We start from the raw sequence: 22,586 nt of genomic DNA on the forward strand, positions 1-22,586 counted from the left end.
CGCGTCTCACGGTCGAGTCAATCCCCTGCGGCCGGCCGATCCCAGCGCCTCGAAACCAAAAACCGGTCGCCCCCCTGGTACTGGGAACCAGTACCGCAGGACGACCGGTAGACGGTCGCGCGAGAAACTCGATCAGCGCGGCGAATCGAACAGCGAATCAGTGCGGCCCGAACAGTGCGGCGAAACCGATCAGGCGCCGACCGGCGTGGCCGGCTCCTCGATCTCCGGGTCGGTCTGCGCCGTCACGAAGCGGTCGAACAGCAGGCCGCAGACGATCGCCCCGCCGAGGAAGACCATCGCGCCCCAGAAGAAGGCGGTCGTATAACTCTCCACGGACGCCTCCGCGGCCAGTTTCGCCGTCTTCTCCTTGCCCTCGACGAACGAGTCCGCCGCGGTGATCGCCAGCGTGCTCAGCAGCGCGGTACCGATCGAACCGCCCACCTGCTGCACGGTGTTCACCAGTGCCGACGCGGCGCCGGCGTCCTGCGGTTCGACCCCGACCGTGGCCACCGCCGCGCCGAGCGAGACCACCAGGCCAAAGCCGATGCCGGCGATGAAGGACGGGGCGAGTACGCCGGCGGCGTACGAGCTGTCCGTGCTCAGCCGGCTGAGCCAGAACGACCCGACGGCGGCCAGGAGCAGGCCCGCCGGGATCAGGATGCGCGCGCCGAGCTTGGGTTCGAGCACCGGCGGGACTGTAGTCGCGCCGATCGCGATGCCGAAGATCATCGGCAGGAACGCAAGGCCGCTCTCGATCGCGGTGAACTTCAGGATCAGTTGCAGGTAGTAGGTCAGGAACAGGAACTGCACGAACAACCCGACGCCGAGCAGGAACATCGCCAGGTAGGCGCTGCCCCGGTTGCGATGCAGCACGATCCGGATCGGCAACAGCGGTGTGCGCGACCGCAGTTCGAACACGACGAACGCGACGAGCAGGAACCCGCTCCCGACCAGGTAGCCCCACACGTCGGCGCCGCCCCATTCGCCGTCGGCGGCGTTGGACAGACCGTAGGCGAGGCAGAACAGGCCGACCGAGGCGGTCACCGTGCCGGGCAGGTCGAGCCGTTCCGGGCGCTGCGCGGCCTGCCGGTTCTGCATCGTCAGCAGCGCGCCGACGAAGACGACCGCGGTCAGGATCACGTTGACGTACAGGCACCAGCGCCAGTCCAGCCAGTCGGTCAACGCGCCGCCCAGGATAAGGCCGAGCGCGAGCCCGCCACTGCCCAGTGCGCCGTAGACCCCGAACGCGGTGACCCGTTCCTTCGGATCCTTGAACACGGTCAGCAGAAAGGACAGTGCCGCCGGCGCCACGAGCGCGGCGAACGCCCCCTGCAACGCGCGTGCGGTCACCAGCATCGCGAAGCCGTTGGCCGCGCCGCCCAGGACCGACATCACGCCGAAGCCGACGATCGAGATCATCAGCGAGCGTTTGGCCCCCACGAGGTCGACCAGTCGGCCGCCGAGCAGGAGCAGGCTGCCGAAGGCGAGCGCGTAGGCCGTGACGACCCACTGGCGGTCCCCGTCGGCGAAGCCCAGATCCGCCTGCGCCGACGGCAGCGCGATGTTGACGACCGTCGTGTCCAGGAAGATCGTCATCTGGGCGAGACCGATCACCGCCAGGATCAACCAGCGGTTGGTGTAGTGGAGATCCGGCGTGCCCTCCGCCGCCACTTTCGACTCGGAATCTGCTGACTCTGACATTCCGCGTACCTTCTGTTGATCGGGCCGGACCATCGGCCGATGGTCCGGCGAGCCGTATCCGGCGGTTCTCAGGGGGTGACGGTCTCGAAGCCGTGTCGCCGCGCGAGGTCGACCATCGCCTGCACCCGCTCACCGGTGAGGGCGCCGGCGCCGCTGCGTCCGCCGTCGCCCGCGGGTCCGCCGTCGCCGGACAACGCGAGCGTGACGGCCTCGGCCACACCCGCGAGCAGCTCACCGGGGTTCGGCGAGATGCCCAGGGCACGCGGCACTTCGGCCCCGTCGGATACGAAGAGCACGCCGGCGCGTACGTATCGCAGGTCGTCGCGGCCGACCGTCGCGGCGCATTCGGCGCCGGTGCCGAAGAAGGACACGTCGCCGAGCACGGCGCCGTCCGCGAGGTGTGTCCCGTCGAGCACGGGGACCGGGCTCGAATGCGCCGCGAAGACCACCTGGGCCCGGCGCACCGAGAGCAGGTCGTCGGTGACCACGACGTACGGGTTCACGTCGTGCGCCTCGGCGAGGTGGGCGGCGATCGCGGCTCCGCTCGGCTCGTCGGCGGCGCGCCCGTCGGCCAGCCAGCCGGTGATCAGCGGCTCCGCGGCCAGCGCCGCCGCCAGGCCCGTCGCCGCGTCGCCGGCGGCGATCCGCGCCCACGCCTCCTGGTAGATCCACTGCTCCGTGGCGCGCAGTCGATCGGCCGAGCCGGACCGGCCGCTGCCCACGAGCACGATCACGGCGGCCTCGCGTGCGCTCGATACGGCGAGCGCCGAGCCGATCCGGCCGCCGGCGCCGACGACCGCCACCGTCGATCCGGCGAACCCGCCCAGGCGCTCCGTCGCGGCGTGCCGGACGGCGGCCAGCGCCGAGCCGACCACCAGCGCGCTGCCGGCGGTCACCGTGATCCCGGGAACGCGCAGCGCGCGACCGTGGCCGGCGACCGCGCCGAGGCCGAATCCGAGGCCGACGGTGTCGCAGCCGTCCACCTTCGCCGCGCGCACCCGGCGGTCGAGGTCCAGGCCGATCAGGAAGGTCTGCCCGGAGACCTGGTACTCCCGCAACTGCTGCGAGGACACCAGCAGCGGGTGGACGATGAGGTCCACCGACGTGCCCTGCGGCGAGTCGAACCGGATCGGCGCGAACGCCGGGAGGTCCTTGAGCAGTTCGGACCGTCGGTGGTAGCCGAGCAGGTGTTCGTCGTCCAGGTCGGCGAGGGAGGGGTCGGCCTCCCGCAGCAGGTCCGGGGTCAGCGGGTAGCCGATCAGCGCGACGCGGCGGTCGGCCGGCTCGGGCGGCGTGGCCTGTCCGTCCGACTCGGCCTGCACGGCCGAATCGCCTCGCCGCGGCCGGAAGTCCGCGCTCTCCACGCGCGGCGGCCGGCCGCCGGCGCCGGTGAGCGGGTGTACCAGCGGCAGTGCGTCCTGGTTGCGCAGGATCAGGCAGACCTGGGTGAGGCCGGTCCGCAGCCGATCGATCTCCTCGTCGCTGATGTAGATCGAGGGCTCGATCCGCAACATGGTCGGCACGCTGGCCGTGGGGCCGGTGCGGATGCGGTGCACCGCCTGGAGGTAGCTGCCCAGCTGGAAGACGAGCAGCCCGGCCTGTGCCTTGCCCCGGATGATCGGGGACGACGCGTTGCTCTGGTCGGCGAACTCCAGCCCGATCAGCAGCCCGCGTCCGCGCACGTCGGCCACCACGTCGGGGAATTCGGCGGCCAGTTCGCGCAGCATGTTCAGGATGCGCTCGCCGCGCTCGGCGGCCCGTTCGTACGCGGCCCCGCCGTCGGCCTCCAGGAGGTCGAGGGTGCGCAGCGCGAGCGCCGTGGAGAAGCCGTCCTTGGCGAACGTGGAGCTGTGCACCAGCTCGAACTCGGGCCGGTAGCGCGACTGTCGCACGAGGAACGCGGAGGACTTGGCGATGCCGCCGCCGAGCGACTTGCCCAACACGTAGTAGTCGCCCAGCAGTCCGATGTGGCTGCTCGCGAAGAACCGGCCGGTGCGCCCCATCCCGGTCTGGATCTCGTCGACCACGATCGGGCACTCGACCTCGTCGCAGATCCGGCGCACGCGGGCGACGAACTCCTCGGTCAGCTCATGGATTCCGCCCTCGCCCTGGATCGGCTCGACGATCAGGCCGGCGATCACCGGGAAGGCCCGCTCGACGAGGGTGGCCCGGCCGTGCACCACCTCCACGTCGAGCACGGTGACCCGGTGTTCGGCGACGGCCTTGTCGAACGCCGCCGCGTCGTTGGGCGGCACGAAGGTCACCGTCGAGCCGAGTGCCGCGAACGCCGCCCGGAACAGCGGGTTGTAGGTGAACTGGGTGCTGCCCATCAGCTTTCCGTGGAAGGCCCGCTCCAGGGCGAAGAACACGGGGCCGGTGCCCGCGCGGGAGAGGTTGTGCGCGGCCATCGCGCCGAGCACTCCGGCGAACTCCTCGACGGTGGTGGGCACCGGCACGTCGCCGGGCAGCAGCGACGTGTCGTCGGGTAGCGCCGCGCTTCCGTCGCTCACCGCGCGAAGCGCGACGTCGGCGTGCCACTCGATCTCCTGGACCAGGCTCTGCATCCGCAACACGCGGTCGAACTCGCAGTGTTTGACGGCCGCTTCGACCGCTTCCGCACCGCTGTTCGCGAAGCCGATCGAATACGGCTCGGCGCCGGGGAATTCGCGGCCCAGGATGCCGTTGAGCACCGCGCCGACCTGGTCGGCGACCGGGTGCGCGGAGTGCTGGGAGTGCACCGGCCAACCGGTGTCGAGGAGTTCCTTCGCGTACGCCACGATCTCCGGATGGTTGTGCCCGAGCATCAGCGAGCCCCAACCCCCGATCAGGTCGAGCACGGGCACCTCGGTGCCGGTGTCGTCCAGGTAGTACAGCGAGTTGCGCTCGGCCCGGACGTACTGGACGTCCAGACCGAAGGTGCCGAGCATTCCGGTCAGCAGGGCCTCGGCGTAGCGGGTGGGTGCGTTCACCGTGTCTCCTTGTGGTCAGCGTTGCGGGTTGGCGGCGGAGCGGCCCAGTTCCCGGTCGATGAAGTCGAAGATCTCGTTCTCGGTCGCGGTCTCGATCGCGGTGGCCGGGTCGATCGCGCCGGCGCCGGGGGCGAGTGAACGGGCGTCGGTCCGGGCCCTGTTCCAGCGGGCGAGGATGGTGTTCAGGCGGGCGGCGATCTCGGTGTGCCCGGTGTCCTCGTCGTCCGTCGGCTCGATCGGCACGGCCATCAGCACCGCCTCCAGGCGGTCCAGTTCGGCCAGTGCCACGCGCCGGTCCACTCCATCGGTGACGGCGAGCCGTTCGAGGAGGTGGTCCACGAGTACGCCCGGTGAGGCGTAGTCGAAGACCAGCGTGGTCGGCAGCGACAGACCGGTCCGCTCCCCCAGCCGGTTGCGGAACTGCACGGCGGACAACGAGTCGAAGCCGGAGTCCCGGAAGGACACCTCCCACTGCAACCGGTCCGGCGCCGCGTGACCGAGCACGCCCGCGGCCTCGGTGCGCACCAGGTCTCGCAGGAACGCCTCGGCCTCGGCGCGGCTCATCGCGGCGAACCGGTCGGCCGGCGGCTCGGTGTTCGCCGTCCGGCGCTCGTCGCGCGGCACCAGGTACCGCAACACCGCCGGGACCTGCGCACCGTCGCGGCGCAGCGCGGGAAGGTCGAGCGGGGCGGGCGCGAGCACGGTGTGCCCGTCGGCGAGCGCGGCGTCGAACAGCGCGCACGCCTCGTCCTCGGCGATCACCCGCAGGCCGGATTGCGCGCTCGCCACCATCCGGCCCCACGCGAGCGACACGGCGGGCAGTCCGGCGGCCCGGCGTCGGGTCGCCAGCGCGTCCAGGTAGGCGTTCGCCGAGGCGAAGTTGGCCTGGCCGGGGCTGCCGAGCATGCCGACCACGGAGGAGCACAGCACGAACAGCGCGGGCGGGGCGTCGACGGTCAGCTCGTGCAGGTTCCGGGCGCCGTCCACCTTGGGCCGCGACACGGCCGCCACGCGCGCCGGGGTCAGAGCGGTGAACACGCCGTCGTCCAGCACGTTTTCGGTGTGCACGATCCCGGTCAGCGGGTGCTCGGCCGGGATGTCCGCGAGCATCGCACGTACCGCCTCGCGGTCGGCCGGGTCGCAGGCGACCACGGTGGCCGAGGCGCCGAGCGTGGCCAGTTCGTCCCGCAGTCGGGTGGCTGGCGAGTCGGGCCCGTTCGGGTCGGCGAGCACCAGGTGTTCCACCCCGTACGCGGTGACCAGGTGTCGGGCGAACAGCGCGGCCGGCGGCCCGCCGGCGCCGGTGACCAGCACGGTGCCGCCCGCCACCGGGGTCGGCGGGACCACATCCGGCACGGACGTCGACGGCATCAGCCGCGGCGCGAGCAACAGCCCGCCGCGCACCGCGAGTTGGGGCTCTGCCGTCTGGGCCGCCATGAACAGCACGTCGGCCGAGGCCGGGTCGTCGTCCAGGTCGACCAGCACGATCCGATCCGGGTGCTCCGCCTGGGCCGAGCGCAGCAGGCCCCACACGGCGGCGCCGGCCGGGTCGGGGACGTCCTCCCCGGCCTCGACGGCCATCGCACCCCGGGTCACCACGATCAGGCGGTTGTCCGGCAGGTTCTCCCGGGCCAGCCACGACTGCGCCACGTCGAGTGCCCGGGCCACCGCACGATGTACCTCGGCCGGGCCGTCGGCGGCGGGATCCTCCGGGGTCGACGGCTGCACCAGCAGTACGTCCCACGGGGTGAAGGCCGTCGCGGCCTCCTCGACGTCGCCGAATCGCAACGGCGCCACCGCGGCCAGGCCGGCGGGATCGTCGCCGAGCAGGGCGAGCAGGCTCTCCGGCTCGTCGTCCGCCGGCGCGGCGACCGGGGTCCAGCGCAGCTCGAACAGCGATGCGGTGCCGGCGTCGGTGCCCTCGGCGGGTTCGGGCGCGGCCGGCCAGTACCGCTCGTGCCGGAACGGGTAGGTGGGCAGGGCGATGCGGCGCGCGCCGGTGCCGGCGAACACGGCCGACCAGTCGACGGGCGCGCCGGCCACGAACAGTTCGCCGATCCCGTCGAGCACGGCGCGCACCTGCGACCGGCCGTCCGGGAGCAGCGCCACCGAGCGCCGGAACACCCGTCCGGGACCGCCCGATTCGACGATGCGGGTCACCCGCTGCTCGGCCATCCACCGCTCGGCAGCGGCGGCGCCCTCGGTTCCGGGCGAGCCCGGCGCGTCGGCGGCGGTCGGCGGCTTGCCGGTGCGCAACGCCACCACCGGAATGCGCGGCTCCCCGAAGGTCACCTCGACCCGTTGCCCACCGGCCCGTCGCCCATCGACCAGCAACCGACGCACGTCGGGCGTCGAGAGCGCCCCGGCGACGTACGCCGCGGCAAGCTCACCGACGCCGGTCCCGGCGACGCAGCCGAAGCTCATGCCCCAGGACTCGACCAGACGGAACAGCGCCACCTCGGCGGCGAACCGGTCCTCCCCGTCGACCTCGGCGAGCGCGGCGTCGAACGCCCGGGCGTACACCGGCCACGTCTCGTACAGGTCCCGATCCGGGCCGGACGCGGGGCGGTCGGTGAAGAGGTATGCGGTGCGCCCGTCCGCGGCGGCGGGCACGTCCCGTCCGGGCGCGGCCTCGTGCTCGGGTTCGGCGATCGCCCGCAGCCCGGCCCGTGCCTCCGCGACCTCCCCGACCACGAGCACCGCGCGGTACTCGAACCCGGTCCGGGCCGTGAGCGAGAACCCGACGTCGAGCGGACTCGGCGCGGCGGCGTCCGCGTCATCCGTGGCGTGCAACAGCGACGACAGCCGATCGGCCAGCGCCCGCAGCGCCTGCGGCGACCTGGCCGACAACACCCACGGCACCGCCGGCAGGGACACCTCGGCCTCCGCCGGGACCGGCTCCTCGGGAGCCTGCTCCAGCACGACATGCGCGTTCGTACCGCTCATCCCGAACGCCGACACCGCGGCCCGACGCGGCCCGTCCACGTCCGGCCACGGGCGCGCCTCGGTCAACAACCGCATCGCCCCGGACGACCAGTCCACCGCCGACGTCGGCTCGTCCACGTGCAGCGTCTTCGGCATCAGACCGTCCCGCATGGCCAGGACCGCCTTGATCAACCCACCGGCTCCGGCGGCGTGTTGGGTGTGCCCGATGTTCGATTTGACCGAACCCAGCCACAGGGGCCGATCCGCCGGCCGGTCCCGGCCGTAGGTGGCCAACAGGGCCTGGGCCTCGATCGGGTCGCCGAGCCTGGTACCCGTCCCGTGGGCTTCCAACAGGTCCACGTCGGACCCGGCGAGACCGGCGTTCGCCAACGCCTGCCGAATCACCCGCTGTTGCGACGGCCCGTTGGGCGCGGTCAGGCCGTTGGACGCACCGTCGGAGTTCACCGCGCTGCCCCGGATCAGCGCGAGCACCGGGTGCCCGTTGCGTCGAGCGTCGGACAGGCGTTCCAGAACGAACATGCCCACGCCCTCGGACCATCCGGTCCCGTCGGCGGACTCGGCGAACGCCTTGGCCCGGCCGTCGGGGGACAACGTGCGCTGCCGGGAGAACTCGATGAAGCCGATGGGCTGCGCCATCACCGTCGCACCGCCCGCCAGGGCCAGCGCACACTCGCCGCTGCGCACGGCGTTGGCGGCGAGGTGCACGGAAACCAACACCGACGAGCACGCCGTGTCGATCGACATCGTCGGGCCCTCGAGGCCCAGGACGTAGGAGATCCGGCCGGATCCGAAGGACGTGGTCGAGCCGGTCAGCCGATACCCTTCGACGCCCTCCTCGACCGTCCCGGCGCCCGCCTCGTACTGCTGTGCGGTCAGGCCGGTGTAGACGCCGGTATCGCTGCCGCGCAACGACTGCGGGTCGATGCCGCCGCTCTCCAGGGCCTCCCAGGAGGTCTCCAGCAACAACCGCTGCTGCGGGTCCATCGCCAGCGCCTCGCGCGGCGAGATGCCGAAGAAGCCGGCGTCGAACCCGGCGGGTTCGTCGATGAATCCGCCGGCGCGCGGATAGAACGTGCCGGGCTTGTCCGGATCCGGATCCCACAACCGAGCGATGTCCCAACCCCGGTCATCCGGTATGTCCGACATCGCGTCCACGCCGTCCACGACCAGCCGCCACAACTCCTCGGGCGTCCCGGCCCCGCCGGGGAAACGGCACGCCATGCCGACGATCGCGATCGGTTCGTTCGCGCCGCCGGGCCCGGGAACCGACGCGGCGACGGCCGTGGCCGAGGCGGGCACATCGCCGCTCAACTCGGACACCACGTGTTCCGCGAGCGTCGCGACCGTCGGATAGTCGAACACCACCCCGGGCGACAGTCGCAGTCCCGTGGTCGCGGACAGCCGGTTCCGCAACTCGACGGCGGTCAGCGAGTCGAAGCCGAGATCGCGGAACGGCACACTCTCGCCGATCCGTTCGCCCGCGCCGAACCCGAGCACCGCGGCCACCTCGGCCCGGACCAGGTCGACGACCTGCTCCTGCCGCTCCCGCAGCGGCAACGCGACCAGCCGCTCGGCCAGGGCCCGCTGATCGGCCGCGCCCGGCCGCACCACGCGGCGTGCCGGACGCCCGACCAGGCTCCGCAACATCGACACGATCGGCGCCGACCCGGCCCGCAACGTGCGCAGGTCGAATCGGGCGGGCAGGGTCACCGGATGGTTCGCCGCCAGGGCCCGGTCGAACAGCGCCCGCCCGGCCTCCGGCGTGATCGCCCGCAGGCCGCTCCGCCGCACCTGGTCGGCGCCGCCGGCCTGCATGCCGCCCTCGGTGGCCCACAACCCCCAGCCCAGCGAGACCGCGGGCAGGTCGTGGGCCCGGCGGTGGTACGCGAGCGCGTCGAGAAAGTGGTTGGCCGCCGAGTAGTTGGCCTGTCCCGCGTTGCCCAGCGTGCCGGCCAGCGAGGAGAACACCACGAACATCGTCAGAGGGTGCTCGCGGGTCAGCTCGTGCAGGTGCCACGCGGCGTCGACCTTGGGCCGCAGCACCGTATCGACGCGCTCGGGGGTGAGGGCGGTGAGGATGCCGTCGTCGATCACGCCGGCGGTGTGCACGACGCCGGTGAGCGGGTGTTCGGCGGGGATCGTGTCGAGGATCGCCGCGAGTGCGGCCCGGTCGGCCACGTCACATGCGGCGATCCGTACGGTGGCCCCGAGTTCGTTGAGCGCCTCGACCAACTCGCCCGCGCCCGGTGCGGCTTGCCCCCGGCGGCTGGTGAGGACCAGGTGCCGGACCCCGTACTCGGTGACCAGGTGTCGGGCGAACAACGCGCCCAGCGCACCGGTCCCACCGGTCACCAGGACCGTGCCGTCGGGCGCGGGCACCGGCCGGGCGGCGTCCGCCGGCACGGGCTGTGGCACCAGACGGGGTACCGTCACCGCACCGGCGCGCACCGCGACCTCGTCGTGGCCGGACGCCAGGACGGCGGGCAGGACCGCGAGCGAGGCCGGGTCGTCGTCGACGTCCACCAGCACGATCCGGTCGGGGTGTTCCACCCGCGCGGACCGCAACAGGCCCCACAGGGCGGCGCCCACCAGGTCCGGCGCGGCATCGGTCGCCACCGCACCACGGGTGACCACGACCAGGCGGCTCGACAGGAACCCGTCGTCGGCCGACCATTCCCGGAGGAGATCCAAGACCCGGACCGTCGTGTCGTGCACCGACGCGACAACGTCGCCGTCGCCCGAGGGCGCGGTGTATGCGGCGACCACCACGTCGGCCCCGGCCGCCTCCCGCAACGTCTCGTGGTGCTCGACGAGCAGTGCGTCCTCGATGGCGCCGTCGGCCGCACCGAGCAGAACCCAGCGCCCGGTCGGCTCCGTCGGGGTCGGCTCGACGGAAACCCATTCCACCTCGAAGAGGGAGCCGGCGGTCTCGTCCCGTGCGGCCGACCGGTCGGTCGACACCGGACGGGCCTCGACCGAGCGCACCTCGGCGACCGGTTGTCCGGCCCGGTCGGCGAGTTGCACCCGGCAGGACGTCCCGTCGGTCGGGTCGTCGATCAGGACTCGTACCCGCAGTGCGGTCGCGCCCGTGGCGTAGAGGCTGATCCCGTTCCACACGAACGGCAGCAGCAGCGTGAAGTCCTCACCCGCGTCGGCGATCGCGGCCACCACCCGGGGGTGGATCGCCGCGTCGAACAGGGCGGGATGGATCCCGAACCGGGCCGTTTCGGCGTGTTCCGGCAGCGCGACCTCGGCGAAGAACTCGGCCCCTGCATTGCCGTCGCGGCGCCACAGCGTGTGCAGCCCCCGGAACAGCGGGCCGTAGACGTAGCCGTGCTCCGCGAGCCGGTCGTAGAACCCGTCCACCGGCACGGGTCGAGCCCCGGCCGGCGGCCATTCGCTCAGCTCGAAGTCCGGCTCGGGGGCCGTGCCGGCCAGCAGGCCGGTGGCATGGCAGGTCCATTCCTCGCCGGACGTGTCCTCCGGGCAGGAGTGGATCGCGAACGGCCGCTCCCCGCCGTCCTGCGCCTCGTTGACCACGAGTTGCACCCGCACCCCACCCGACTCGGGGAGGGTCAGCGGCGCGGTGACCACCATCTCGGCCACACCGGCGCAGCCGACCTCGTCCCCGGCCCGGATCGCCATGTCGAGCAACGCGGTGCCGGGCACCAACGCCCGTCCGCCCAATTCGTGTTCGGCGACCCAGGGGTGCGTCCGCACGGACAACCGCCCGGTGAACACCACCTCGTCGGCACCGGCGACGCGCACCACGGCTTCCAACATCGCATGGCCGGCCGCCACCTGCCCGGCCGAGACGACATCGCCCGAGGACGAGTCCGGCAGCCAGTAGTGGCGCTGTTGGAAGGGGTAGGTGGGGAGGTCGACGAGGGTGGCATCGGTGTCGGCGAACAAATGTTGCCAGTCGACGGTGAGGCCGTGGGTGTGCAGGTGTGCGAGTGCGGTGAGCGCGGTACGGCTCTGGGGGCGGTCGCGGTGTTGGAAGGCGACGAATCTCGCGTCGGGTGCGGTCTCCGGGCCCAATGCGGTCAGTACACCGTCGGGGCCGATCTCCAGGAACCGCGTGACGCCCTGCTCCCGCAGGCGGGCGATGTGCTCCGCGAAGCGCACCGGCTCGCGGACGTGGTCGACCCAGTACCGCGCCGAGCGCACCTCGGCGGTGTCGGCGGCCATCGGAATCAACGGTTCGGCCAACACCACACCGTCCAGGACCGTGGCGAACGCGTCGAGTACGGGGTCCATCAGGGGCGAGTGGAAGGCGTGGCTGACGGTGAGCCGGTTCGTCTTGTGGCCGCGCTCGCGCAGGGCGTCCGCGACCGCGAGGACCACGTCCTCGGCGCCGGAGATCACCACCGACGTCGGCCCGTTGACCGCCGCGACCCCGGCCCGGTCCTCATGCCCGCGCAGCAGTTCGCGTACCTCGGCCTCGGCGGCCCGCACCGCGACCATCGCCCCGCCGGCCGGCAACGCCTGCATCAACCGGCCCCGCGCCGCCACGACCGCACAGGCGTCGGCCATATCGAGCACCCCGGCAACATGCGCGGCGGCCAATTCGCCGATCGAATGCCCGGTCACGAAGTCGGGCCGTACGCCCCACGATTCCAGCAGCCGGAACATCGCGACCTCGACCGCGAACAACGCCGGCTGCGTCCACCCGGTCCGGTCCAGCCCCTCGCCGTGCCCGAACACGACATCTCGCAACGACCCGGACAGCAGCGTGTCGAAGTGACCACAAACCTCGTCGAACGCCGCCGCGAACACCGGGAACGTCTCGTACAACTCCCGGCCCATGCCCACGCGCTGCGCGCCCTGACCGGTGAACAGGAACGCCGTGAGTCCCTCGCCGGCGACCCCGGACACCAAGCCGGCCGCCGACTCGCCCGCAGCCAACGCCCGCAAACCGGCCGTAAGTTCATCCGCGTCGCCCGCCAGCACCACACTGCGGTGCTCGAACGTCGATCGCGACACCGCCGCCGACAACCCCACATCCGCCGGCGACGCGCCACCCGCGACCACGGGCATCAGCCGCTCCGCCTGCGCCCGCAACGCCTCGGCCGAGCGCGCCGACACCACCACCGGAACCACCGGCAACGCCGTCCCCGGCGCCTCGGCCGGCTCGGTCGCCGCCACCGGCTCGTCCACGGGGGCCTGTTCGAGAATCACGTGCGCGTTGGTCCCGCTGATCCCGAACGACGACACCGCCGACCGCCTCGGCCGACCCGTCGTCGGCCACGGACGGGACTCGGTCACCACCTCGACCGTCCCGGCGGACCAGTCGACCGCGGGTGTCGGCTCGTCCACGTGCAGCGTCTTGGGCACCACCCCGTCCCGCATGGCCATGACCATCTTGATCACCCCGGCCACGCCCGCCGCGGCCTGGGTGTGGCCGATGTTCGACTTCACCGAGCCCAGCAGCAACGCCTGTTCGTCGGACCCCGGCGTACGTGCCCGTCCGTACGTGGCCAGCAGCGCGTCCGCCTCGATCGGGTCTCCCAGCCGTGTTCCCGTGCCATGCCCCTCCACCACATCCACTTCGGCGGGGGACAGACCGGCGTTGGCCAGTGCCTGCCGGATCACCCGCTGCTGGGACGGCCCGTTCGGCGCGGTCAGGCCGTTGGACGCGCCGTCGGAGTTCACCGCACTGCCCCGCACCAGCGCCAATACCGGCAACCCGCGCCGCCGCGCCTCGGACAATCGGGCCAGGACCAATACCCCGACACCCTCGGAGAATCCGGTGCCGTCCGCCGCCGCGGCGAACGCCTTGCAGCGGCCGTCCCGCGCCAACCCGCGCTGTCGGGAGAACTCCACGAACACGCTCGGCCCGGACATCACGGTGGCGCCGCCCGCCAGCGCGAGGTCGCACTCCCCGCTGCGCAGCGACTGCTCCGCCAGGTGCATCGACACCAGCGACGACGAGCACGCCGTGTCCAGCGTCACCGCCGGTCCCAACAGGCCGAGCACATAGGCGATCCGGCCCGACGCGACGCTGGTGGTGCCGCCGGTGAGGACGAAGCCCTCCAACTCCTCGGGCGTCTCCCCCGCGCGCGGCATGTACTCCTGCGGGATCACCCCGACGAAGACGCCGGTGGAGCTGCCCCGCATCGACGTCGGGTCGATGCGGGCGCTCTCCAACGCCTCCCACGAGGTTTCCAACAACACCCGCTGCTGCGGGTCCATCGCCGCCGCCTCGCGCGGTGAGATCCCGAAGAACTCGGCATCGAACCGCCCCGCGCCGGCCAGGAAGCCGCCCCGGGTGAGGTAGGTGGTTCCGGGTGTGTCGGGGTCGGGGTCCGACAGCCGGTCGAGATCCCATCCTCGATCGCTCGGGAAATCCGTGAGGGCTTCCCCACTGCCACGGATCAGTTCCCACAGCTCCTCGGGGGCGTTGGCGGCACCGGGGAACCGGGCCGCCATGCCGACGATCGCGATCGGCTCCCGGGCGGCGGCCTCGGCGTCGCGCAGCTCGCGCTGGGCGCGCTGGAGGTCCGTCGTGACGCGCCTCAGATACTCGCGCAGCTTCTGCTCGTTGGACATCCCGGGCAGCCCCCTTCCGTACGGACGCGAATTCATGCGATGTCGAGTTCGCCGTCGATGAAGTCGAAGAGTTCGTCGTCGGAGGCGGCGGTGAAGTCCCTTTCCTCGCCGCCCCCGTCGGTCGGTGCGGCGAGTCGGCGCAGCACCTCCTGGAGTCCCTTGGCCAGCAGGTCGCGTTCCTCGTCGTCGAGATCCGCCACGGCGAGTCGATCGAGTTCCGTGACGACGGACCGCACGCCGGTCTCCTCGGCGGGCACGAGCAGTTCGTCCAGGAAGCCGGCCAGTTCGACCGGCGTCGGGTGGTCGAAGACGACCGTCGGGGGCAGGCGCAGGCCCGTGCCGTTGCCCAGCCGGTTGCGCAGTTCCACCGCCGTCAGCGAGTCGAACCCGAGTTCCTTGAACGCGCTGTCCGCGTCGACCGCGGCGGCCGTGTCGTGCCCGAGCACGAGGGCCGCGGACTCCCGGACCAGTTCGAGCAGTTTCCGTCGGCGTTGGCGTTCGGGCAGTTCGAGGAGCCGGTCCGCACGCGAGGTGTCGGTCGCCCGGGCGGCCACGCGGCGCCGGGTCGGGCCGCTCGGGTCCAGGGCCGACAACACGTCGGGCCACGGTCGGCCGCTCTTGCGCAGGCCGGCCACGTCGATCGGCACCGCCACCGCGACCGGGCGGCGCAGGGCGAGGGCGGCGTCGAACAGGGCCGCGCCCTGCTCGTCGGTGATCGCGCCCAGACCCATCCGGGACAGGCGGTCCCGGTCGGTGTCGCTCATGTGGCCCGTCATCGCGCTTTCCCGGGCCCACAGGCCCCACGCGATCGACAACCCCGGCAGCCCGAGCCCGCGCCGATGTTCCGCGAGGCCGTCGAGGAAGGCGTTGGCCGCGGCGTATCCGCCCTGGCCCGCGTTGCCCAGCACACCGGCGGCCGAGGAGAACAGCACGAACAGGGACAGGTCGTGATCCCGGGTCAGCTCGTGCAGGTCCCATGCCGAGCGGGCCTTGGCCCGCAGTACGGCGTCGAGGTCGTCGCGGGTCAGCGCCTCCAGGACGCCGTCGGAGAGCACCCCGGCGGCATGTACCACCCCGGTCAGTCGATACGTCGAACCGATCAACTCGGCAAGGGACTTGCGGTCGGTGACGTCGCACGCCACCACGTCCACGTCGGCGCCCGCCGCGCGCAGGTCCTCGACCAACGCACCCGCGCCCTGCGCGGCCGGGCCGCGGCGGCTCGTCAACAGCAGTCGCCGCGCCCCGTGTTCGGCGACCAGGTGGCGGGCGATCACCCCGCCGAGCACACCCGTCCCGCCGGTGATCAGCACCGTGCCTTGGGGGTCGAGCGGTGCGGGTACGGTCAGTACGATCTTGCCCACGTGTCGGGCCTGGCGGAGGTACCGGAACGCCTCCGGGGCGCGCTGTACCTCGAACGTGGTCAGCGGCATCGGTCGCAGCGCGCCCTCGTCGAACAGGACGCGGATCGCCTCCAGCATCTCGCCGAGGCGGTCGAAGCCGGCCTCCATCACGTCGAACGCCCGGTAGCGCACCCCGGGATGCGTCTTCGCGATCTCCTCGGGGTCGCGGATGTCGGTCTTGCCCATCTCCACGAAGCGTCCGCCACTCGACAGCAGGGTCAGCGACTCCTCGACGTGCTCGTGGGCCAACGCGTTGAGCACGACATCCACGCCGCGACCACCGGTGGTCCGGCCGAACCGCTCGGCGTAGCCGAGGCTGCGCGAGTCGGCGAGGTGGTCGTCGTCGAAGCCCCACGCGTGCAGCACGTCGCGTTTGCCGGCGCTCGCGGTGCCGAACACCTCGGCGCCCCAGTGCCGGGCCAGTTGCAGGGCCGCGAAGCCCACCCCGCCGGTCGCGGCGTGCAGCAGCAGCGATTCGCCGGATCGCAGCCCGGCCAGGTCCGCGAGGCCGTAGTAGGCGGTCAGATACACCACCGGGACCCCGGCGGCCTGCGCGAACGACAGGTTTTTCGGCATCGGCACGACCAGCCGGTGATCCGAGATGCTGACCGTACCCAGACCGCCGGTGAACAGGCCCATCACCCTGTCCCCCGGGGCCAGTCCGGTGACGTCCGCACCGACCTCCAGGACGACTCCCGCGCCTTCGCCCAGCGAGGACCACTCGTCCCGCGCCACCATGCCCAGTTCGAGGAGCACGGCCTTGAAGTTCAGCCCGCCCGCCCGCAGCGCGACCCGCACCTCGCCGGCCGCCAACGGGCGCAGCACCTCGGGACACGCGGCGAGCGACAGCCCGTCGAGGTCGCCGCGATAGGTCAGGGCCAGTCGCCACGGCCGATCGTTCGGTTCGGGAAGGGCGGGCGACGCGGATGCGCGGACCAGGCGCGGCACCGCGCCGATCCCGGCGCGGACCACCAGTTCGGGGTGGTCGACGGCCATCGCGGCGGGCAGTACGTGCCGGGTGTGCGGGTGGTCGTCGACGTCGATGTGCCGGAGTCGGCCCGGGTGTTCACTACGCGCGGTGCGCAGCAGGCCGGCCACCGCGCGGTGTGCGGGCTCGTCCGCCCGGGTGAGCACGACGAGCGGGATATCGGCGAGGTCCGCGTCGGCGAGCCAGTCCCGGACCACCTCCAACGTCCGGGCGACGACGTCTTCCGGCTCGCCGGTCGGACAGGTCCACAGCGCGGCCGGTGCGGAGGACGGCGGGGTCGGACGGTCGTGGCCGGCTGTCGAGAGGGTGAACCACGAGTGTTCGGTGGGCGGTTCGGGGAGGTCGATCGGGACGAGGTCGACGCCGAACAGCGCCGAGGTGTCCACCCGGGCCCGACCGAACGTGCCCGCGTCCACGGCGCGCAGGGACAACTTGCCCACCGATGCGACCGGTTGCCCCGCCTCGTCGGTGACGAGTACGGAGATCGCGTCCGGCCCGGCCGGGGACAGGCGTACCCGGACGGTCCGGGCGCCGGTGGCGTACACGTGTACGTCGGTCCAGCCGAACGGCAGGCGCAGGTCGTCGGTCTCGGCCAGGCCGGCCGCGTGCAGCGACGCGTCCAACAGGGCGGGGTGCAGCCCGAAACCGGAGACGTCCAGCTCGTCCGGCAGCGCGACCGAGGCGTGGATCACCTCGCCGTCGCGCCACGCCGCCCGCACGCCGCGAAAGGCCGGGCCGTAGGCGTAGCCGCGCTCGGCCAGGTCCTCGTACAGCCCGTCCACCGGCACGGCCACCGCGCCCGGCGGCGGCCAGGCGGTCGACGCGCCCGGTGTCGGCGGTTCCTCGGCGGTCAGCACGCCCTGTGCGTGCCGGGTCCACTCGTCCCGCCCGCTCGGGCTGGTGTACACCGCCACCGGCCGACCGGCGTCGATCTCCGGGCCGATCAGCACCTGGAGGTCGAGGTCGGCGTCGACGACCACCGGCGCCTGCATGGTCAGTTCGGCCAGATGCGCGCGGCCGACCCGGTCGCCGGCCTGGAGGGCGAGTTCGACCATCGCCGCGCCGGGCAGCAGCACCGATTCGCCGATCCCGTGGTCGGCCAGCCACGGTTGCGCGGTACGGGACAACCGGCCGGTGAGGACCAGCGTCTCCGCGTCGGCGGTGCGCAGCGCGGCGCCCAGCATCGGGTGGTCGGCGCGGTGCAGGCCGAGGGCGGTGATGTCGCCGATCGCGGCGGGCTCTTCGAGCCAGTGGCGCCGGCGTTGGAACGGGTAGGTCGGCAACTCCAGGGAGACCTGCGGCAGTTGCCAGTCGACCTCGATGCCGTGGACATAGGCCCTGGCCAGTCCGGCGGCGAAGCGCGTGGAACCGCCCTCGTCCCGGCGCAGTGATTCCAGGACGACCGTGTCGGGTGTTTCGGCCTCCTCGATCGTCTCGCCGATCGCGGTGGTCAGCACCGGGTGTGCGCTGACCTCGACGAACACCCGGTGCCCCCGGTCGAGCAGCGCCCGGGTGCCGGCGGCGAAGCCGACGGTGTGGCGCAGGTTGCGGAACCAGTATTCGGCGTCCAGTTCCGGGCCGGCCAGGATCTCGTTGGTGACCGTGGAGTGGAACGGGACTCGGGTCGGGCGGGGTCGGATGCCGGCTAGCGTGCCGAGGATGTCGTCCCGCAGGGCCTCGACGTGCGCCGAGTGGGAGGCGTAGTCCACCGGGATGAGCCGCGCCCGGACCCCGTCGGCCTCGCAGGACTCGACGAGGTCGGTCAGGGCGGCGGGGGTGCCCGAGACGACCGTGCTGCCGGGGCCGTTGACCGCGGCGATCTCCACCGCGCCGGCGTAGCGCTCGATCCGGTGCGCGGTGTCGGCCGTGGGGAGTTGCACGGAGGCCATGCCGCCGGTGCCGGCCAGGCGCACGATGGCCTTGCTGCGGGCGGCGACGACGGTGGCCGAGTCGGCAAGGGAGAGGGCGCCGGCGACGTACGCGGCGGCGATCTCGCCCTGGGAGTGGCCCAGTACCGCGTCGGGAGCCAGGCCGTGGCTTTCCCACAGCGCGGCGATCGAGATCATCACCGCCCACAGCGCCGGTTGCACCACGTCGACGCGGTCGAGGGGTCCGGCGAGCGCGTCGAGGAGGTGCCAGTCGACGTGCGGTTCGAGGGCGTCGGCGCAGCGGTGCAATTGGGCGCGGAACACCGGGGATTCGCGGTACAGGTCGAGGCCCATGCCGGACCATTGCGAGCCCTGGCCGGGGAAGACGAACACGGTCTTCCCACGCGGGCGGGCGGTGCCGAGGAGGACGTCCGCAGACGGCCGGCCCTCGGCGAGGGCGCGCAGTCCCGCCGCCGGGTCGGTGCCGAGCACGGCCGCGCGGTGCGACAGTCGTGGGGCCCGGGTGGCCAGGGCGGCGGCCACGGGGGCGGCCGGGTCGGCTGCCGTGAACTCGTGCAGTTGGCGTGCCCGAGCGGCGAGCGCCGGGGCCGAGGCGGCGGACAGCAGCAGCGGCACCACGGGGTGCTCGGACTCCGGCTCCGGGCCCGGCTCCAAGCTTCGTTCCAGACCCGGTTCCGGTACCGATTCCAACCCCGACTCCGGTTCCGGCTCCGCCTCCGCCGGGGCCTCCTCGATGATCACGTGCGCATTGGTTCCGCTGATCCCGAAGGCGGACACCGCCGCCCGACGGGCCCGGCCCGTCTCGGGCCAGGCGCGGGCCTCGGTCAGCAGTTCGACCGCGCCCGACGCCCAGTCCACGGCGGGGGTCGGCTCGTCCACGTGCAGCGTCCTGGGCAGCAGGCCGTGTCGCAGCGCCTGCACCATCTTGATCACGCCGCCGACGCCGGCCGCGGCCTGGGTGTGGCCGATGTTGGATTTCAGCGAGCCCAGCCACAGCGGCCGGTCGTCGGGACGTTCCCGGCCGTAGGTCGCCAGCAGGGCCTGTGCCTCGATCGGGTCGCCCAGTCGGGTGCCGGTGCCGTGCGCGTCCACCGCGTCGACGTCGGCGGCGCTCAGGCCCGCGTCGGCCAGAGCCTGGCGGATGACCCGCTGCTGGGACGGGCCGTTCGGCGCGGTCAGGCCGTTGGAGGCGCCGTCGGAATTGACCGCGCTCCCCCGGAGCACCGCGTGCACGGGGTATCCCAGCCGCCGGGCGTCGGACAACCGGGCCAGGACCACCATGCCCACGCCCTCGGACCACCCGGTACCGTCCGCCGTGGCCGCGAACGCCTTGCAGCGGCCGTCCTCCGCCAACCCGCGCTGCCGGGAGAAGTCGACGAAGGTGTCCAGCGTCGCCATCACCGAGGCGCCGCCGACCAGTGCCAGCGAGCACTCGCCCTTGCGCAGCGCCCGGCTCGCCAGATGCATCGACACCAGCGAGGACGAGCACGCCGTGTCGACGGTCAGGGCCGGACCCTCCAGGCCGAGCAGGTACGCGATCCGCCCGGACGCGACGCTGGCCGCGCTGCCCGTCCCGCCGAACCCGTCGCCGCCCTGACCGGCCTCCTCCGCGCCGAGCCCGTACCGCTGTCCGCCGTGGCCCATCAGTCCGACGAACACCCCGGTGTCGCTGCCCCGCAACGCCTGCGGGTCCGTCCCGGTGCGCTCCAGTGCCTCCCACGCGGTCTCCAGGAGCAGCCGCTGCTGCGGGTCCATCGCCAACGCCTCGCGCGGCGAGATCCCGAAGAAGTCGGCATCGAACTCGGCGGCGTCGTACAGGAATCCCCCACCGCGCGCGTAGTAGCTGCCCGGCACACCGGGGTTGGGGTCGTAGCGGCCGTCGACATCCCAGCCTCGGTCGGTCGGGAACGCGTCGATCGCGTCCCGCCCCTCGGCCACCAACTCCCAGAGTCCGTCGGGCGATTCGACCCCGCCGGGGAAGCGGCAGGCCATGCCGACGATGGCGATCGGCTCGGCGGCGGCCTGCTCCAGTTCCCGCAACCGTTCGCGGGTGTCCTGGAGTTCGCCGACGGCCTGCTTGAGGTAGTTCCGTAGCCTGCCCTCGTTCTCCATGGTCTCGTCACTCCTCCGGCCGAGTACTCAACGGGGCCAGTGAACCCTGCGAGAGCGGCGGGCAACCCGGTTCCAAAAGCCCGGACCGGGCGGCGAATCTGGCTCCCCGGACCAAAGAGCGGGGGCGAACCCGCCCGGGGACGTGGCAGAGCCTGGGCACGTCGCGCTCCTCCGGCACCCGGGCGGGTGCCTCGGGCGCGACCGGCTCCAGGGTCATCCGGCTCGCGTGCCGGCGACCGTCGCCCCATCCCGGGCGGCGGCGGAACAGTTCCGGGCGGGCGGCGGCGACCACCAGGAGCGGGGTCGGCTCCGGCTGGTCGAGCAGGTCCTCGACGACGCTCAGGACCGTGCTGTCGGCCAGGTGCAGGTCGTCGGCGAACACCACGAGCGGGCGATACTCGGCGAGTTCGGCCACATTGGGGGTGGTCCCCGGGCCGTGCGGGTCGAGCCGGATCGTCGCGGCGTTCCGCACCCGTCTCTCGAACGCCGCGAGCAACCGCGACTTGCCGATCCCGGGCCCGCCGAGGACCAGCACCAGGTGTGGCCGGGCCCGCCGGCGGACCCGTTCGAGCAGGCTGCTCAGTACATCCAACTCGGGTTCACGATCGACTGCTTCGGGCGTGAGCGGTGAGTCCGGACAGGATCCCCGGACGGTCCATCGTGGGCGCGGTCCGCCCTCGCGGCCGTAGCGGATCGCCGCGCCGGTCAGGCGGCTGGTGTGGTCGCACACCACGATCTCGGTGTCCTCGGCGAACTGAAGCAGGGACTCACAGTCGACGAGCAACGCACCGTTGACCGGCAGCGGATCCAGGAATCGTTCGGCGGGCCGCACCGGGATCTCACCCGTCGACACGGCCACCCGCAGGGCGGGTCGTTCGCCGTCGGGGACGTCGAAGCAGATGCGCCGGCGCAGGGAGATGGCGGCGTGCACGGCCCGTTCGGCGACCCGATCGTCTCCGTCGTCCCGGGTGTCGGGGCGGAACACGGCCAGGGTGACCGAGCCGGTCGAGCCGGCGACGACGCCGCCGAAACGTTCGACCTCCTCGCGTACGGTCGTCGCGGTGCGTTCCAGTGCCTCGCCGACGTCGGCGACCCGGGAGCCGGCGCCGAAGTCGGCGCGGATCAGTACGGCGCTGACCCGGCTCCGCACTCCGGCGGCGGGCGGCGCGGCGGCCGAGGCGGTGCGGGCGAGCGGGTATTCGGGCTGCTCCGGCTCCGACGTGGGCGCGGCGAGCACCACGGGTCGGGCCGGACCGGCGGGCGCGGCCAGGGACGGGTCGTGCACGAGGATCGCGTGTTGCAACATCCGCAGTTCCCGGCCGGGTTCGAGGCCGAACTGCTCGGCGAGGCGAAGGCGGGCCCGGCGGTAGACCGCGAGCGCGTCGGCCTGACGGCCGCTGCGGTACAGCGCGAGCATCAGCTGGTGACACGCCCGCTCGCGCAGCGGCTCGGCCTCGACCATGGTCTCCAACGCGCCGAGCACGCCCTGGTGGTGCCCGTTGGCCAACTCGGCCTCGTAGTAGTCCTCCATCACGTCGAGGCGGGCGTTTTGCAGTGCGGTCAGCTCCGTCCAGGAGTGTCCGGCCTCGACCAGGTCGGCCAGGGCCGGTCCGCGCCACAGCTCCAGCACCTCGCGCAGGGTGTCCGCGGCGGCGTCGGGGCGGCCGACCGCCAGTTCCGCGCGACCGGCCTGGGCGAGGCGGTGGAATCGGAACATGTCGACCCGCTCGGGATCGACCTGCAACTGGTATCCGTGCGAACAGGTCAGCAGCGCGGGCGGACGGGTGTCGCCGCGCGTGTGCTCGGCGAACATCACCCGCAGGCCGCGCACCGCGTTCTGCAGGATTTTGCGTGCGGTCGGCGGCGTCTCCTCGGTGTCCCACAGGCCCTCGAGGAGTTTGCTGGTCGCCACCTCGCGGTTGGCGTTGAGCAGCAGCAGGCCGAGTGTCGCCCGCCGTCGGTCGCCGCCGAGCGCGATCGGTTTCTCGTCGTCCATCAGTTTTAACGGACCCAGCACCATGAACTGCAA

The 22,586-nt window shown here is 72.8% G+C and carries 5 protein-coding genes; all 5 read right to left on the bottom strand.

Going from position 1 to position 22,586, the window contains the following annotated elements; genetic code table 11:
- Window positions 1-189: 189 nt before the first annotated feature.
- Window positions 190-1,701, bottom strand: coding sequence for a DHA2 family efflux MFS transporter permease subunit (locus ACMXN5_RS01210; RefSeq protein WP_439673572.1), 1,512 nt, complete (start codon window positions 1,699-1,701; stop codon window positions 190-192).
- A 68-nt stretch (window positions 1,702-1,769) separates the two neighbouring features.
- Window positions 1,770-4,670 carry an aminotransferase class III-fold pyridoxal phosphate-dependent enzyme gene (locus ACMXN5_RS01215; RefSeq protein ID WP_439673573.1) on the bottom strand — a complete coding sequence of 967 codons (2,901 nt, stop codon included), beginning with the start codon at window positions 4,668-4,670 and terminating at the stop codon, window positions 1,770-1,772.
- 15 nt (window positions 4,671-4,685) lie between these two features.
- Entirely contained in the window at window positions 4,686-14,168 is a 9,483-nt protein-coding gene (locus ACMXN5_RS01220; RefSeq protein WP_439673574.1) for an SDR family NAD(P)-dependent oxidoreductase, read from the bottom strand.
- A gap of 32 nt (window positions 14,169-14,200) precedes the next feature.
- Window positions 14,201-20,557, bottom strand: a complete 6,357-nt coding sequence (locus ACMXN5_RS01225; RefSeq protein ID WP_439673575.1) for an SDR family NAD(P)-dependent oxidoreductase — start codon at window positions 20,555-20,557, stop codon at window positions 14,201-14,203.
- Between the two features lie 7 nt (window positions 20,558-20,564).
- Entirely contained in the window at window positions 20,565-22,553 is a 1,989-nt protein-coding gene (locus tag ACMXN5_RS01230; protein WP_439673576.1) for a BTAD domain-containing putative transcriptional regulator, read from the bottom strand.
- Window positions 22,554-22,586: the final 33 nt, after the last annotated feature.

Source organism: Embleya australiensis, from assembly GCF_051903075.1.
Lineage (GTDB): Bacteria > Actinomycetota > Actinomycetes > Streptomycetales > Streptomycetaceae > Embleya.